The organism is Actinokineospora bangkokensis (genome assembly GCF_001940455.1).
Taxonomy (GTDB): domain Bacteria; phylum Actinomycetota; class Actinomycetes; order Mycobacteriales; family Pseudonocardiaceae; genus Actinokineospora; species Actinokineospora bangkokensis.
The window spans coordinates 891,282-906,389 of sequence record NZ_MKQR01000026.1 but is presented as its reverse complement, the minus strand read 5'-3'; the positions used below and the strand labels follow the sequence as shown (position 1 = coordinate 906,389).

The window sequence follows — 15,108 nt, the reverse complement described above, 5'->3', positions numbered from 1 at the left end:
CCAAGAACCCGTCCACACCGAGCCCAATCCCTCGTTCCACACCGAGCCCCCATCCCCCGTCCCCACCCGAACCAGAACCCTCACCCCCGCAAGTAAGCCAACTGCGCAGCCACGGACAACTCCGCAGCAGGCCACAACGCCCGATCCACGTCCCGGTACACCAGCTCCACCACCTGCCGAGCCCCCGCACCCTCCCCCAGCTCCACCAGCGCGGCCCGCACCTGCGCCAACCGCTGCTCCCGGTGCGCCAGGTACATCCCGGCCACCGCCCCGAGATCAGCCAGGTCCGGCCCGTGCCCCGGCAGCACCGCCGCGGCTCCCCGCCCGGCCAGCAGCCGCAGCGAGTCGAGGTAGTCCCCGAGCGTCCCGTCCGGCGGGATGATCACCGTGGTCCCGCGCCCCAGCACGGTGTCCCCGGTCAGCACGGCCTCGACCCCGTCGTGCGCCACGGCGAAGCACACCGAGTCGGCGGTGTGCCCGGGGGTGTGCAGCACCTCCAGGTCCAGCCCGGCGAGGCTCAGCCCCTCCCCGTGCCGCAACGGCGCGCCCCCCGCGCACAGCGCCGCGTCGAACGCCCGCACGGGCGCCCCCGTGCGCTCCGACAACCACTCCGCCCCGCCGACGTGGTCGTGGTGGTGATGGGTGATGAGCACGGCCTCCACCGCACCCGCCGCCGCCACGACCCGCTCCAGGTGCGCCACGTCAGCCTCACCGGGGTCGACCACCACCGCCCCCGCGGCCCCCGGTGCCCGCAGCAACCAGGTGTTGGTGCCGTCGAGCGTCATCACCCCGGGGTTGTCCTCCAGCAGCACCGACGCGAACGGCGTCACCTCCCGGACGACCCCGTACGCGGGGTGCGCGGTCACGGCCGCACCTCGTCGCCCGGCGCGGGGTCGACGCTGAACGGCGCGTCCGCGTAGGCGGGGTCGCTCGGCAGGATCACCCGCAGCACGTTCCCGTCCCGCACCACCTTGGGGATGACCTTCTCCACGGACCGCTCCACCCCCATCAGCTCGGCCACGCTCCCCCGCTCCCCCAATTCCGCCAGCGCCGTCCACGTCGGCGGCATCAGCCCCCGCGCCCCGCGCTGCCAGTCCGCGATCGCCTCCGCGGGCCGCTGCCACCCGGCGTCGTCCGCCTCGGTCGTCGCCCCGTCGGCCAACTGCCCCTCCGGCATGGCCGCCAGGAAGAACCGCGTGTCGTACCGCCGCGGCTCAGCCTCCGGCGTCACCCAGTTCGCCCACGGCCGCAGCAGGTCCGCCCGCAGCACCAACCCATTGCGCTGCAAGAACTCCGCGAACGAGTACTCCCGGTCCACCAACGCCTGCCGAGCCCCCCGGTAAGGCCCCGTGTCCGACACGACCGACCCCCCATCAGGCCCGGCCAACAACACCCCCGACTCCTCGAACGTCTCCCGCACAGCAGCGCACACCAACGCCCGCGCCAACGACTCAGAACATCCAAACCGCTCCCCCCACCACCCCGCCGAAGGCCCGTGCCACGCCACCGACGCGTCCAAGTCCCGCTTGTCCACCCCACCCCCGGGGAACACGGTCATCCCCCCGGCGAACGCCATCCCCACCACCCGCCGCAGCAGGAAGACCTCAACACCCCCACCCACGTCCCGCACCAACATCACCGTAGCCGCGTCCCGAGCCACCACCGGCGGCCCCGAACCCGCCTCCGGCACGAACTCCCCCGGCAACACCATCTCCTCAGGCAACTCCCGCACCCCCCGACCCTAACCCCCACCCCTAGCTAGCTAGGGGGTGGGTGCTGGGGTGCTCTGCGGAGCGGGGGTGCCCTGGGTGTTGACGGCCGGGAGCGGGGCCGGGGTGGGGCTTGGTTGGGGCGAGGGCGAGCCCTGCGGGGGCGTGGGCTGGGTGCTCTGCGGAGTGGGGGTGCTCTGGGAGGTCGGGGTGGTTTGCGGGGACGGAGTCGGCGCGGGGGTGCTTTGCGGGCTCGGGCCCTGCGGGGACTGGGACGGCGTGGGGGTTGGCGAGCCCTGCGGAGCCGGGGGGTTCTGCTGGTCTTGTGCGGTGGTGCCCTTCGGGCCTCCGTCGGCCTGCGGCTGCGGGCTCGGTGAAGGCGTTGGCGTGGTCTGGTCGTTCTGCGGGGCCGGTGTGCCCTGGGTGTTCGGGAGGGGCGTCGGGGCCGGGCTGTCCTGCGACCCCTGGGTGTTCTGCGGGGTCGGGGATGGAGTGGGGCCCTGGTTCGCCGGCGGCACGGGAGTCGGGGTCGGGGTGTTCTGCTGACCCTGCGGCGGCGTGTTCTGGGGGCTCGGGGTGGGTGTGGGCGCGGGGACACCCGGCTGCCCCTGCGCGGGTGGCGTGTTCTGCGGGCTCGGGGCAGGAGTGGTCGTGGGGCCCTGGTTCGCCTGCGGCGTGGGTGTCCCCTGTGGAGTCGGGGTTCCCTGGGCGCTGGGAGAGGGGGTGGGCGTGCCCTGCGGGGTCGGGGACGGCGTTGGGGTGGGAGTTGCCTGCTGCCCCTGGTCGCCCTGCGGCGGTGGGGACTGCGTGCCGCCCTGGGGACTCGGGGACGGGGTGGGCGCGCCCTGCGGCATCGGGGTCGGGGCGCTCTGCTGGCCTTGGTCGGACTGCGGCGGTGTGGGCTGGGCGCCCTGGGGAGCGGGCGTGCCCTGGTTCGCCTGCGGTGCTGGCGAGTCCTGCGGGCTCGGGGACGGCGCCGGGGTGGAGGAGGGCTGAGGGCCCTGGTTCACGTGCGGCGCGGGCAAGTCCTGCGGGCTCGGGGGCGGCGTTGGCGCAGGAGCGTTCTGCGGGGTGGGGGAAGGAGCGCCTTGCGAGCCCTGGTTGCCCTGCGGCGCGGGGGTGCTCGGTGGGCTCTGGTTGCCCTGTGGCACGGGGGATGGCGAGCCTTGCGGGGTAGTGCTGCCCTGCGGAGCCGGCGAGGGCGTGGGTGCGCCCTGGGGAGTCGGGGCAGGCGAACCCTGCGGGGCCGGAACGCCCTGCTGCCCCTCGTTGCCCTGCGGGGACGGCGCAGGAGTGCCCTGGGGAGTCGGGGTTGGCGAACCCTGCGGCGTCGGAGCGCCTTGCGGGACCTGGTTGCCCTCCGGGGTCGGGGCGGGCGAACCCTGCGGAGTGGGAGTGCCCTGCGAACCCTCATTGCCCTGCGGGGACGGGGCAGGGGCGGTCTGCGGGGTCGGGGCGGGCGAGCCCTGGGGAGGTTGGGCGCCCTGCTGACCCTCGTTGCCCTGGGGGGACGGCGCAGGCGTGGCCTGCGGAGTCGGGGCGGGGGGAGCCTGCGGGTTGGAGCCCTGCGGGGACGGTGCGGGGGCACCCTGGGGAGTGGGGGTTGGCGAGCCTTGCGGGGTGGGGGCGCCCTGCGGGGCCTGGTTGCCCTCTGGAGTCGGAGTCGGCGCACCCTGCGGCAGCGGGGACGGCGAGCTTTGCGGAGCCTGGTTGCCTTGCGGCGCCTGGGGCGGCGAACCCTGCGGCGTCGGGGCGCCCTGCGGAGCCTGGTTGCCCTCTGGAGTCGGAGTCGGCGCACCCTGCGGCGTCTGGGACGGCGAGCCTTGCGGGGCCTGGTTGCCCTGCGGCGCCTGGGGCGGCGAACCCTGCGGCGTCGGGGCGGCCTGCGGAGCCTGGTTGCCCACTGGAGCCGGAGTCGGCGCGCCCTGCGGCAGCGGGGGCGGCGAACCCTGCGGGGTGGGGGCGGCCTGCGGGCCCTGGCTGCCCTGCGGGGGCGGCGCGGGGGTGCCCTGGGGGCTGGGGCTAGCTAGCTAGGCCACACCACCCGAGAAGGGGCCCATGACCACCACCCACCGCACACCCCGGACCCGCAGACGACCGGCGACCACCGCCCTGCTGGCGAGCCTGGCCGTCGGGGCGGCGCTCGCCGCGTGCACCACCACCGTCACCGGCAACCCCCGCCCCGTCGCCGCGCCGCCCGCAGCGAGCGGGCAACCCCCGACCGGCACCCCGGGAACGTCCGGCGGGGCGCAGCCGGTGCCGGGCATCACCGCCAACGACGCCCAGGCGCAGACGATGCGCCGCAACGCCGAACTGCGCCGGATCGACCCGTGCGCCCTGCACGACACCGCCGCCGCGGCGAAGGTCACCGGCCTGCGCGCCTCGTCGCTCATGCCCACCCCGCACCTGGGTGACTGCTCGCTGAGCATGACCCCGCCCGGCGACCCCACCGCCGGGGTGGCGCTCAACATCTCGGTCGGGTCGATCCTCACCCCGGCGGTCACCACGAAGCCGTCCCGCGAGCACGCCGGGCTGGTGTTCCACGAACTCGGTGACCCCAGCGGCGCCCCGGGCCGCTCCTGCCTGCTGGTGCACCCGCTCGACGAGCGCACCGGCATCGACCTGTCGGTGCACAACCACGACACACCCGGCAAGGGCGGGGGCGGGCGACCCGCCTGCGAGATCGCCGCCGCCTACCTCGACGCGGTGGGCGCGCTCTGGCGCACCCCGGCCCTGCGCGCCGACGCCATCACCACCCCCGCCCTGCCCGCGGCCGCCGTCGACCCGTGCGCCGCGCTGTCGAGGGCCGCGGCCGCGCTGGGGCGCGCGGTGTTCCCGATGATGACCGACCCGTTCTCCTGCTCGCTCAACCCCACCCAACGCGCACCGGGGGACAAGACCGCGATCGGCGGCCTGGTCGCGCTGACCGTCGGCCTCGACTCGCTGCTGGACCCCAAGTCCGCCCTGCCCGGCGACACCGTCTCCCCGACCACCGTGGCCGGCCGCGAGGGCCGACGCCGCCAGTACACCGACCTGACCGGCGCGACCCGCTGCGAGATCACCGTGCAGCTCGACACCGACACCGTCGCCCTGGTCGAGGACGTCGAGCTCGCCGCGCTGGGCCCCAAGGTGCAGACCCTCACCGCCACCAGCGGCGACTGCGACCTGTCCACCACCGCGCTCACCAGCGCCCTCGACCAACTCTGACCACACAGCCGAGATGCCCCGGGAGGACAGCATGACCAAGCAGGACAGCATGAGCAGGGACGGCATGAGCATCGACCGGCGCTACGTGCGCGCGGCCACCGCCGCCACCGCGATGCTGGCGTTCATCACCACCACCGCCTGCACCACCACCGACCCCGACACCCCTACACCGTCCACACAGGCCACCGGGAGCGGTGGGGAGCCAGGTGGTGACGGGGACGCCGAGCAGCGCCGAGCCGGTCGAGCGACCGGCTCGGTCGCCCTCGGTGACCTCGACCCGCCCAAGAACGCCGAGCAGGTCGGTGCCCCGTTCGACCCCTGCGGGCTCGCCTGGGGCGACTTCCCGGCCCCGGTGCGCCCCACCGACGGCGCCGAGCACGCCCCGCAACTGCGCCCCGCGGGCGGCACGAACGGGGTCGGGCTGCGCTGCGTCTACTCCAACAGCGGCAAGGTCACCATCAACCCCGACGGCCCGCCCACCGGCCCCGAGGGCGGGGTCTTCTCCACCACCGTGGTCTGGGACCGCAACCTGCAGACCGACCCGGCCAAGGTCCCCGGCTCCACCACCAAGACCTGGGGCGGGCACCCCGGGTGGATCGTCACCACCGCCAACGACAAGACCGGCCCCCAGTGCTCGGCGGTGATCACCCTCGCCGACGGCGCCGCCGGGATCACCACAGCCAACAACCGCTTCCCCCAGACCCCGCCGTGCGAGGTCGTCGAGGCCTTGGCCGCCGTCATCGTCACCAAGACCCGATGAGCGCCCACCCCCACAACCCTCAGGAAGGCCCCCGCATGCCCACCCCCGCCACCTAGCTAGCTAGCCCGGCCACCGCGAGCAGCAGCGCGCCGCCCGCCGCGACCACCAGGCCCGCGGCGACCACCGCGGCCCTGGCCCACCACTGCCCGCCTGAGGTCGCCACGGCGGCCACGGCGGGCACCAGGCCCGCCGCGGCGAGCAGCACGCCGGTCACCCGCCGCATCCGCGGCCCGAACGCCAGCGCCGCGGCCACGCCCGCCACCGACAGCACCGCGATCGGCAGGACCGGGGCCAGCGCGTCCCCCACAGTCTGCGCCGTGCTGCGACCGGCGCCGGTACCGGGCACCGGTGCGGTGGTCGTCGCCCAGGTCAGCGCGGACGCGCCCCACAGGAAGGCGGCCCCGACCAGCAGCAGCCCCACGACGATCCACAGAGGACGTCGAGAGGGGGGCTCCTGGTCGCTCGGCCGCTCGCTCACCCGCGGGTCGCCCCCCGCATGGTGCCCGCGGCGGCGATGGCGGCCAGCACGGCGCCCGCCTTGTTGCGGCACTCGGCGTCCTCGGCGGCGGGGTCGGAGTCGGCGACCACGCCCGCGCCCGCCTGCACGTAGGCCACCCCGTCGCGGACCAGCGCGGTGCGGATGGCGATGGCGGTGTCGCCGTCGCCCGCGAAGTCCAGGTAGCCCACCACGCCGCCGTAGAGCCCGCGCCGGGTCGGCTCCAGCTCCTCGATCAGCTCCATCGCCCGGGGCTTGGGCGCCCCGGACAGGGTGCCCGCCGGGAAGCAGGCGGCCACCGCGTCGAAGGCGGTCTTGCCCTCGGCCAGCTCACCGCTGACGGTGGAGACGATGTGCATGACGTGGCTGTAGCGCTCCACCCGGAAGAAGTCGACCACCTGCACGGTGCCCGCCGCGCACACCCGGCCCAGGTCGTTGCGGCCCAGGTCGACGAGCATCACGTGCTCGGCGCGCTCCTTGGTGTCGGCCAGCAGGTCCTTCTCCAGGACCAGGTCCTCCTCGGGGTCCGCGCCGCGCCAGCGGGTGCCCGCGATGGGGTGGGTGGTGACCTTGCCGTCGCGCACGGTCACCAGCGCCTCCGGGCTGGAGCCGACGATGGCGAACCCGTCCAGCCGCAGCAGGTACATGTACGGACTGGGGTTGGTGGTGCGCAGCACCCGGTAGACGTCCAGCGGGTCGGCCTCGGTGCGCATCTCGAACCGCTGCGACACCACCACCTGGAACGCCTCGCCCGCCCGGATCGCCTCCTTCGCCGCGAGCACCGCGCCCTGGTAGTCCTCCGGGGTGCGGCGGCGGGTGTAGTCGGCGGGCGGGCGGTCGAACACCGCCGCGGTGGAGGGCGCGGGGCGGCTCAGCGCCTCGGTCATCGCGTCCAGCCTGGCCAGCGCGTCGTCGTAGGCGGCGTCGACGCGCTCGGGCGAGTCGTCCCAGTTCACCGCGTTGGCGATGAGGGTGATGGTGCCCTCGTGGTGGTCGAGCGCGGCGAGGTCGGTGGCCAGCAGCATGACCAGCTCCGGCAGCCGCAGGTCGTCCTCGGCCAGCTCCGGCAGCCGCTCCAGCCTGCGCACCGCGTCGTAGCCGATGTAGCCGACCATCCCGCCGGTCAGCGGCGGCAGGTCGGGCAGCGGGTCGGTGTGCAGCGCGCGGACGGTCTCGCGCAGCGCGTCCAGCGGGTCACCACCGGTGGGCAGGCCGACCGGCGGGGTGCCCACCCAGTGCGCCTCGCCGCCGGTGGCGGTGAGCGCGGCGGGGCTGTTCACCCCGATGAACGACCAGCGCGACCAGGACCGGCCGTTCTCCGCCGACTCCAGCAGGAAGGTGCCGGACCGGTCGCCCGCGAGCTTGCGGTACACCGACAGCGGGGTCTCGGCGTCGGCCAGCACCCGGCGCACGACCGGGATGACGCGGCGGTCGGGGGCCAGCGCGTGGAACCGCTCGCGGGTGGGGCTGACGCTCCCCATGCCCACCGACGCCGCGGCGGGTGTGGACGGGACGCCGATCGCACTCACCATGCCGACATTCTGCCGTGTGCCCCGGCGGCCACCCGGCACCGGGGTGATGGCCTTGGTGACCAGCGCGGATCCGGGTGCGCGGGGGGCATGCGGCATGATGTCGGCGGTGAGCGCGCTAGCTAGCTAGCGAGTCCAGCGGGGTCCACCCGGCGCGCACCGGGTGGTCGGCTCAGATCAGGCCGAGGCCCTTGACCGCGTCGCGCTCCTCGACCAGCTCGGCCACCGAGGCGTCGATGCGGGCGCGGGAGAACTCGTTGACCTCCAGGCCCTGCACGATGGTGTACTCGCCGTTCGCGCAGGTGACCGGGAACGACGAGATGATGCCCTCGGGCACGCCGTAGGAGCCGTCCGACGGCACGGCCATCGAGGTCCAGTCGCCCGCCGGGGTGCCCAGCACCCAGTCGTGGATGTGGTCGATGGCGGCGTTGGCGGCCGAGGCGGCCGAGGACGCGCCGCGGGCCTCGATGATCGCCGCGCCGCGCTTGGCCACGGTGGGGATGAAGGTGTCGGCCAGCCACGCCTCGTCGTTGACGGCCTCGGCGGCGTTCTTGCCGCTGACCTCGGCGTGGAAGATGTCCGGGTACTGGGTGGCCGAGTGGTTGCCCCAGATGGTCAGCTTCTTGATGTCGGCGACGCCGACGCCCAGCTTGGCCGCCAGCTGCGACAGCGCGCGGTTGTGGTCCAGGCGGGTCATCGCGGTGAAGCGGCCCGCGGGGACGTCCGGGGCGTGCTGCTGGGCGATGAGGGCGTTGGTGTTGGCCGGGTTGCCGACCACCAGCACCTTGACGTCCGAGGCGGCGCCTGCGTTGATCGCCTCGCCCTGCGGCTTGAAGATGCCGCCGTTGGCCTCCAGCAGGTCGCCGCGCTCCATGCCCTTGGTGCGCGGGCGGGCGCCGACGAGCAGCGCGACGTTGGCCCCGTCGAAGGCCTTCTTGGCGTCGTCGGTGACCTCGATGCCCGACAGCAGCGGGAACGCGCAGTCGTCGAGCTCCATCGCGGTGCCCTCGGCGGCCTTGACCGCCTGCGGGATCTCCAGCAGGCGCAGGTTGACCTTGGTGTCGGGGCCCAGCAGCGCGCCGGAGGCGATGCGGAACAGCAGGGCGTAGCCGATCTGGCCGGCCGCGCCGGTCACGGTGACGTTGACGGGTGCCACTTGGCGGATCCTCCCGATGGCGTGACGGATGTTCGTCGGGTCGACCACGCGGCAAGTTCTGCCCTGTCAGCAACGTCGCCCGGCTGGGGGCGAGGCTACCAAGGCGGCCCGGCGCGGCGGCCCGGCGGTGAGCAGGGTCTCCGCGAGCCGCCGACCACGATCGGGTGGATCTGCCCCGACAGGCCCCTGGCCTGCGCCGACCCCGGCCGCGACCGCCTGATCATGGTGGTCCGCGAGGGGTGGTCGACAGGGGCGGGGGCCGATGGGGTTGCGGGAACCGGACTCGACGGTCCGGCTTGAGCTGCTGGGCGAGGAGCTGCGGGCGCACCGGGAGGCCGCGGGGCTCAGCCTGGCCGCGGTCACCGGCCTGGTGGGCATCAGCACGTCCAAGCTGAGCCGCATGGAGAACGGGCGCAGGCCGCAGCGGCTGGCCGACATCGGCGCGCTGCTCACCGCCTACCGGGTGCCCGGGGCCCGGCAGGAGGAGCTGGTGGCGCTGGCCGAGGCCGCCGGGGCGCCGCTGGTGCGGCCCGAGCCGGTCGCCGGGCGCACCAGCACGCTGCGGGTGCTGGAGGCCAAGGCGGCGATGCTGGTGGACGTGGCGCCCGCGCTGGTGCCCGCCCTGCTCCAGACGGTGCCCTACGCCCAGGCCGTGCTGCGCGAGGTGCACATGCTCGACGACGCCAGGGTGGAGGAGTACACGGCGGGGCGCATCCACCGGCAGGCCGTGCTGCGCCGGGCCGACCCGCCCCGGTTCTTCGCCATCGTCCGGGAGTCGGCGCTGCGCACGGTGGTCGGCGGGGCGGAGGTGCTGCGCGGGCAGCTGCGGTACCTGCTGGAGGCGGGGGCGAAGGAGAACGTGTCGGTGCGGGTGCTGCCCGACGGCGACCACGGGCACCCGGCGCTGGCGGGGCCGTTCCAGCGGTTGCAGTTCGACCGCGGGCGGGCGGTGGTGGTACTGGAGGCGCGCGACGGGGTGGTGTTCCTGGAGGACCCGGAGCAGGTGCGCGGGTACGACCGGGCGGTGGTGGAGCTGTTGAGCGCGGCGCTGGACGAGCGGGGGTCGGCGGCGCTGGTGGAGAAGGTGATCGCCGGGTTGAGCGGGCTAGCTAGCTAGCCCTAGGGCCTGTCCTCAAAGCCTCGCCCAGCGATAGCCGCGCCAGATCGAACGCAGGCGGCACCGGCCGAGGAACCAAGTACATCCAGTACGAGGTCCCTCGTCCGGGCACCGCCTGCGTCCGATCTGATCACGACTCTCACAGAGCAGGCTTTGAGGACAGGCCCTAGCCGCCGCGCGCGTACCGGGTCGCGCCGACCGACGCGCCCACCACCAGGCACACCGCCACCCACTGCGCCGCGGCCAGCGCCTCCCCGAGCACGACCAAGCCCGCCACGGCGGCCACCGCGGGTTCCAGGCTCATCAGCACCCCGAACACCCTGGGCGGGATCTTCCGCAGCGCCTCCAACTCCAGCGAGTACGGGACCACCGAGGACATCAGCGCCACGCCGAGCCCGACCACCAGCACCCACGGCGTCACCAGGGCCTCCCCCGCCGACGCCACCCCGATCGGCAGCACCGCCACCGCCCCGACCGCCATGGCCAGCGCCAGCCCGGACCCGTCCGCGCTGGCCCGCCCGAGCGCGGCCCCCAGCACGATGTACCCGGCCCAGCACACGCCCGCCGCCACGGCCAGCAGCAGCCCGACCAGGTCGAGGTCACCGCCCCCACCGCGGGCGAGCAGGAAGACCCCGGTGGCGGCCAACAGCGCCCACACCGCGTCGAGCCAGCGCCGCGAGCCCGCGAGCGCCAGCGCCATCGGCCCCAGGAACTCCGCGGTGACGGCCACGCCCAGCGGGATCCGCTCCAGGGCCAGGTAGAACAGCAGGTTCATGGCGGCCAGCACGGTCCCGTACGCCGCCACCACCCCCCACGCCCGCTTCCCCACGCGCACGCTGGGCCGCCAGAGCAGGAGCAGGACGGCCGCCGCGAGCACCAGGCGGAGGGTCACCACGCCCAGGGCGCCCGCGGTGGAGAACAGGTTCTTGGCCAGCGCCGCGCCCACCTGGACGCTGACGATGCCCAGGAGCACCTGGACGGTCGGGGGGACGGCGCCGACCTTGCGCGGGGTCGCCGCGGCCCAAGCCCCCAGGCGCGCGCCGAAGCCCCGAGGAGCCCTGTCGACCTGGGCGACCACCACGGCACAGCCCTCCCTTCACCGCGAGACATCCTATGTTCGAGGTCGCGCCCGCCTCGACCGGGTTTCCGGTGGCCTGCGGCACGTCCCGCCGGGCGGCAGGGCCGTTCACCGCGGTCTCACCTGGTCGGTGGCACGCTCGGCGGTGAACGTGCAGGGGCAGGCGGGGAGGGCGGGCGACGCGTGAGGGTCGGACGGTGGGCCTGGTTGGTCCCGATCGCCCTGGTGGCCTCGTGCACCGCGGGGCCGTCGACCCGCCCGGGGATCGTGGTGAACGACGGCGAGGACGCAGGCTCCCCCGGGGTCGTCCGGCAGTCGGGCCCGGCACCGCTGCCCGAGCTGGAGGAGCCGCAGAGCACCAGGATCCGGTGGTCGGCCTGCGCCGCGGAGGTCGCCGCGACCCTCCCGCAGGCGGTGGCGGGCAGCGCCCAGTGCGCGCGGATCAACGGCGTGCTGGACTCGCCCTACCTGCCCGGCCAGGGGATCGCCCGGTTGCAGCTGCTGCGGGTGGGCGCGGGCAAGTACCCGCTGGTGGTGTTCAACGACGTCGACGGCAAGCCGGGGACGGCCTACGCCGCCGAGCTGGCGACCAAGCTCCCGCCCGCCTTCCTGGAGCAGTTCTTCCTCGTCGGGGTGGACCGGCGCGGCACCGGCCGCAGCGACCCGGTGCGCTGCGTGCCCGAGGAGGTCCGGGCCGGGATCCTCCAGGTGGACCCCCGCGTCCCCGACGTCGAGGAACCCCTGGACCAGGCGCGCTCGGCGGGCCAGCAGTGCTCCATCGCGCTGGAGGCGCGGCTGCCCGCGATCGACACCTGGCGCAGCGCGGGCGACGCCGAGTCGATCCGCTCGGCGCTGGGGGTCGGCAAGCTCAACGCCATCGGCCACGGCGAGGGCTCCCGGGTGCTGTCGGTGTTCGCCGAGCGCTACCCCGACCGCGTCGGCCGGGTCGTCCTCGACGGCCTGCCCGACTCCAACACCGACGCCAAGGTCGTGCTGGAGGCCACCGCCAGGGCCGCCGACGACACCTTCGCCGCCTTCGCCCAGGACTGCGCCGCCCGCGCCTGCGAGCTGGGCGACGCCAAGACCGCCCTGAACCAGGTCCTCGACCAGGCCACCAGCGCCCCCGCCGCCACCGCGGACGGCACCCCCCTCGGCCCGGGCGTCGTCCTGCGCGCCGTCCTCACCGGCCTGGCCGACAAGTCCACCTGGCCCGCCCTGTCCAAGGCCCTCGCCGACCTGCGCTCCGGCACCCCCGACGGCATCACCGCCCTCGCCGCCCCCCTGCTGACCGGCACCCGCGACCAGCCGTCGACCTTCGACGCCACCCTCGCCACCCGCTGCAACGACTAGCTAGCTAGTAGGGCGAGCGCCCCTGCTGGAAGATTGCACGGGTGATGTCCAACCCGTGGTGTTCGATCGAGCGCATCACCCGCAGCCCGGTGTCCGGGTCGTTCTTCGACAGGACTATGACCTCCACCAGCGGGTCGTCCGGTTGCGCGAGGTCGTTGAGGGAGAGCAGGCGCCTGACGAAGGAGAAGGCGACACCTGGTTGCAGGTGTTCGTCCAAGCGCTGCTCCTGGTAGCTGCGGTACGCCTCCTCCCCGCGGTTGCGGAAGACGGCGTCCGACTCGGACAAGTCGAACAGTGCGCTGGACGCCACCCCGATCACCAGCCGGTCTTCCAGGCTGTAGCCCATTGCATTCCTCGCCTTCTGCCACGAGGTCGCGTCCAGTCGATGCGCCTGGTCTGCCGCGTCAGCCCGCGGTGAGGCGGTTGCGGAGTTCGCGCTTGAGGATCTTGCCCGCGGCGGAGTAGGGGATGGCGTCGACGAAGTGGACTTCGCGGAGGCGCTTGTAGGGGACCAGGTTGGCGTTGATGTCGTCCTGGAGTTGTTGGGGGGTCAGGGAAGCCTGCGCGGGGACGACGAAGGCGACGGGGAGTTCGCCCGCGGTGGGGTGCGGGCGGCCGACGACGGCGGCGCCGTGGACGGCGGGGTGGGCGACGAGCAGTTCCTCCAGCTCGCGCGGGTAGACGTTGTAGCCCTTGTAGAGCAGCATGTCCTTCTTGCGGTCGACGATGAACAGGTAGCCGTCCTCGTCGAGCACGCCGATGTCGCCGGTGTGCAGCCAGCCGTCTACCAGGACCTCCGCGGTGGCCTCGGGGTGGTTGTGGTAGCCGCGCATCACCTGGGGGCCGCGCAGGCAGACCTCGCCCGGCTCGCCGGGGGGCAGCGGGTCCCCGCCGTCGACCGGCACCACGCGGACCTCGGTGTCGAAGGTCGGCAGGCCCACCGACCCCAGCTTGCGCACACCCGACCGCCAGGTCGGCCCGCCGGTGGCGCCCATGGTCACCTCGGTCAGGCCGTAGCCCTCCACGACCACCGCGTTCGGCACCCGCGCGCGCAGGCGCTCGGCGGTGTCGTGCGGCATCGGGGAGGCGCCGGAGCTGATGGTGAGCACCGACGACAGGTCGCGGGTGTCGAAGTCCGGGTGCGCGGCCAGCGCGGCGAACAGCGCGGGCGCGCCGCCCATGGTCGTGGCCCGGTGCTCCTCCACCGCCGCGAGGTAGGCGGCCGGGTCGAGCCGGTCGTGCAGCACCACGGTGGCGCCGGTGAGCACCGGGGCGTTCATGCCCGCGATCGTGCCCATGACGTGGAACCACGGCGTCAGGTTCACCACCACGCCGGTGCCCAGCCGGGCGGGCCACTCCTCGGCGCTGCCCACCTGCTCCAGCCGCAACCCGCCCTCGTCGTCGAGCGCGGGCACCGACCCCGTCCCCCAGCAGCAGTACTGGAGCAGGTTCGTCACCACGTTCGAGTGCGGCAGCAGCACGCCCTTCGACACCCCGGTGGTGCCGCCGGTGTAGGCCAGGTGCGCCAGGTGCTCGTCCACGTCGACCTCGACCCGCGGCGGCACGTCCGGCATCCCCTCGGCCAGCGGCGCCACGTCGCCCTCGCCGAGCACCAGCACCGCGCCCGAGTCGGCGATCTGCGCCCGCGCGGCGGCCTCCGGCAGCAGCGGGTTCACCGGCACGAACGCGGCACCGGCCAGCAGCACCCCGTAGTAGGCCACCGGGAAGGCGATCCGGTTCGGCATCCGCAGCGCCACCCGGTCGCCGGGCTCCACGCCGCGGGCGCGCAACCCGTTCGCGGTGCGCGCGGCCGCCCGGCCCAGCTCCGCGAAGGTGATCGACTCGGCGCCGCGGCGGAACGCCACCCGCTCGCCCCAGCGCCGGGCCGCGCCCAGCACCACCGCCCCCACCGGCACCCGCGGGTACTCCAGGTGCTCCGGCAACCCCGGCGGCACGATCCGGTTCGGCATGGAGCCTCCTGAGTGGACGGTCCCGGGGCCCGCGTCGGCCACCCGTTCGACTTAACACGACCGGGCAGGGGCGCACAAGGGCGCGAACGGCCCACCCGCGCGGTGATCCACTCCCGTAGGCTGGGCGGCATGGTATCGACGTGGGGCGACCTGGCCCAGTACATCCGCGAGGAGTACGAGGTCATCGACGAGCGCGAGGACGAGATCCGCATCGAGTTCGGCTTCGACAAGTACGACGAGGAGGACGAGCGCACCCAGGTCGTCGTGCTGGTGCGCGAGGTGCTCGACAACGTCCACGAGTGGGTGCAGATCGCCAGCCCCGTCGGCCTGGCCGCCGAGGTCGACCTCGCCGCCCTGCTGCGCGAGGTGGGGCAGGCCTCCATCGCCTGCGGCGCGGCCATCATGGGCGAGCACGTCGTCCTGCGCCACTCCCTGCCCCTGCGCGACCTCGACGTGCACGAGTTCGACGACCCGCTGGCCCTGCTCGCGGGCACCGCCGACCAGATCGAGGAGATGTTCTTCGGCGGCGACAACTACTGAGGCATTTCCTCCCGCCACCCGCCCCCTCGCCCCGCCCGGCATCGTGCCCGGCTTGAGGGGGCGGGTTCGGCTGGCGGGGGTTGGGTTGGGTGGCTAGCTAGCTAGCGCGCCCCGCCGCGGCGGTGGCCCGCACCACGTCCTCCACGCAACCCCCTGGCAAGCACCGGATCATCGGTCTGGCACCAGCTAAGCCGGG

At 74.5% G+C, this 15,108-nt stretch carries 13 protein-coding genes; 5 read left to right on the top strand and 8 right to left on the bottom strand.

Annotation, left to right across the window (positions count from 1 at the left end):
- Positions 1–80: 80 nt before the first annotated feature.
- Both BJP25_RS26980 and BJP25_RS26975 read right to left on the bottom strand, forming a co-directional pair.
- A complete protein-coding gene (locus BJP25_RS26980; RefSeq protein ID WP_075977740.1) occupies positions 81–866 on the bottom strand; it encodes an MBL fold metallo-hydrolase in 786 nt (261 codons plus the stop codon).
- Positions 863–1,711, bottom strand: a complete 849-nt coding sequence (locus BJP25_RS26975; protein ID WP_075977874.1) for an NUDIX hydrolase — start codon at positions 1,709–1,711, stop codon at positions 863–865. The genes BJP25_RS26980 and BJP25_RS26975 overlap by 4 nt, the downstream gene beginning before the upstream one ends.
- Positions 1,712–3,767: 2,056 nt before the next feature.
- Here BJP25_RS26975 and BJP25_RS26965 point away from each other — a divergent pair.
- Complete coding sequence (locus BJP25_RS26965; RefSeq protein ID WP_075975718.1) at positions 3,768–4,916, top strand: hypothetical protein; 1,149 nt, start codon at positions 3,768–3,770, stop codon at positions 4,914–4,916.
- A gap of 31 nt (positions 4,917–4,947) precedes the next feature.
- Complete coding sequence (locus BJP25_RS26960) at positions 4,948–5,676, top strand: hypothetical protein (protein WP_075975717.1); 729 nt, start codon at positions 4,948–4,950, stop codon at positions 5,674–5,676.
- Positions 5,677–5,728: 52 nt separating this feature from the next.
- On the opposite strand, the gene BJP25_RS26955 is transcribed toward BJP25_RS26960, so the two are convergent.
- From BJP25_RS26955 to BJP25_RS26945, 3 genes are all read right to left on the bottom strand, one after another.
- A complete protein-coding gene (locus BJP25_RS26955; protein WP_075977738.1) occupies positions 5,729–6,097 on the bottom strand; it encodes a Trp biosynthesis-associated membrane protein in 369 nt (122 codons plus the stop codon).
- Between the two features lie 53 nt (positions 6,098–6,150).
- Positions 6,151–7,704 (bottom strand): anthranilate synthase component I, encoded by a 1,554-nt coding sequence (locus tag BJP25_RS26950; protein ID WP_075973629.1) that lies wholly within the window; start codon positions 7,702–7,704, stop codon positions 6,151–6,153.
- A gap of 169 nt (positions 7,705–7,873) precedes the next feature.
- Complete coding sequence (locus tag BJP25_RS26945) at positions 7,874–8,857, bottom strand: malate dehydrogenase (protein ID WP_075977737.1); 984 nt, start codon at positions 8,855–8,857, stop codon at positions 7,874–7,876.
- 262 nt (positions 8,858–9,119) lie between these two features.
- On the opposite strand from BJP25_RS26945, the gene BJP25_RS26940 reads away from it, so the two are divergent.
- The gene (locus tag BJP25_RS26940; protein WP_084794544.1) at positions 9,120–9,974 is read left to right on the top strand and encodes a helix-turn-helix domain-containing protein; all 855 of its coding nucleotides are present in this window, start codon (positions 9,120–9,122) and stop codon (positions 9,972–9,974) included.
- A 166-nt stretch (positions 9,975–10,140) separates the two neighbouring features.
- Here BJP25_RS26940 and BJP25_RS26935 read toward each other — a convergent pair whose 3' ends face one another.
- The gene (locus tag BJP25_RS26935) at positions 10,141–11,055 is read right to left on the bottom strand and encodes an EamA family transporter (protein ID WP_075977736.1); all 915 of its coding nucleotides are present in this window, start codon (positions 11,053–11,055) and stop codon (positions 10,141–10,143) included.
- Between the two features lie 180 nt (positions 11,056–11,235).
- Between BJP25_RS26935 and BJP25_RS26930 the strand changes: the two genes are divergently transcribed.
- Entirely contained in the window at positions 11,236–12,402 is a 1,167-nt protein-coding gene (locus tag BJP25_RS26930) for an alpha/beta fold hydrolase (RefSeq protein WP_075977735.1), read from the top strand.
- Positions 12,403–12,406: 4 nt separating this feature from the next.
- Here the strand turns inward: BJP25_RS26930 and BJP25_RS26925 are convergent, their stop codons facing one another.
- Together BJP25_RS26925 and BJP25_RS26920 are read right to left on the bottom strand one after the other, a co-directional pair.
- The gene (locus BJP25_RS26925) at positions 12,407–12,748 is read right to left on the bottom strand and encodes a 5'-nucleotidase (RefSeq protein ID WP_084794540.1); all 342 of its coding nucleotides are present in this window, start codon (positions 12,746–12,748) and stop codon (positions 12,407–12,409) included.
- A gap of 58 nt (positions 12,749–12,806) precedes the next feature.
- Complete coding sequence (locus BJP25_RS26920; protein ID WP_075975780.1) at positions 12,807–14,372, bottom strand: class I adenylate-forming enzyme family protein; 1,566 nt, start codon at positions 14,370–14,372, stop codon at positions 12,807–12,809.
- 129 nt (positions 14,373–14,501) lie between these two features.
- Here BJP25_RS26920 and BJP25_RS26915 point away from each other — a divergent pair, with 129 nt between their 5' ends.
- The gene (locus tag BJP25_RS26915; RefSeq protein WP_075975779.1) at positions 14,502–14,912 is read left to right on the top strand and encodes a hypothetical protein; all 411 of its coding nucleotides are present in this window, start codon (positions 14,502–14,504) and stop codon (positions 14,910–14,912) included.
- Positions 14,913–15,108 lie beyond the last annotated feature (196 nt).

Bases quoted from the DNA above. Each gene is read 5' to 3' on its own strand.
- BJP25_RS26965 (WP_075975718.1), top strand. From the start codon at position 3,768: ATGACCACCACCCACCGCACACCCCGGACCCGCAGACGACCGGCGACC.
- BJP25_RS26915 (WP_075975779.1), top strand. From the start codon at position 14,502: ATGGTATCGACGTGGGGCGACCTGGCCCAGTACATCCGCGAGGAGTAC.
- BJP25_RS26925 (WP_084794540.1), bottom strand. From the start codon at position 12,748: ATGGGCTACAGCCTGGAAGACCGGCTGGTGATCGGGGTGGCGTCCAGC.
- BJP25_RS26940 (WP_084794544.1), top strand. From the start codon at position 9,120: ATGGGGTTGCGGGAACCGGACTCGACGGTCCGGCTTGAGCTGCTGGGC.
- BJP25_RS26950 (WP_075973629.1), bottom strand. From the start codon at position 7,704: ATGGTGAGTGCGATCGGCGTCCCGTCCACACCCGCCGCGGCGTCGGTG.
- BJP25_RS26960 (WP_075975717.1), top strand. From the start codon at position 4,948: ATGACCAAGCAGGACAGCATGAGCAGGGACGGCATGAGCATCGACCGG.
- BJP25_RS26975 (WP_075977874.1), bottom strand. From the start codon at position 1,711: ATGGTGTTGCCGGGGGAGTTCGTGCCGGAGGCGGGTTCGGGGCCGCCG.
- BJP25_RS26920 (WP_075975780.1), bottom strand. From the start codon at position 14,372: ATGCCGAACCGGATCGTGCCGCCGGGGTTGCCGGAGCACCTGGAGTAC.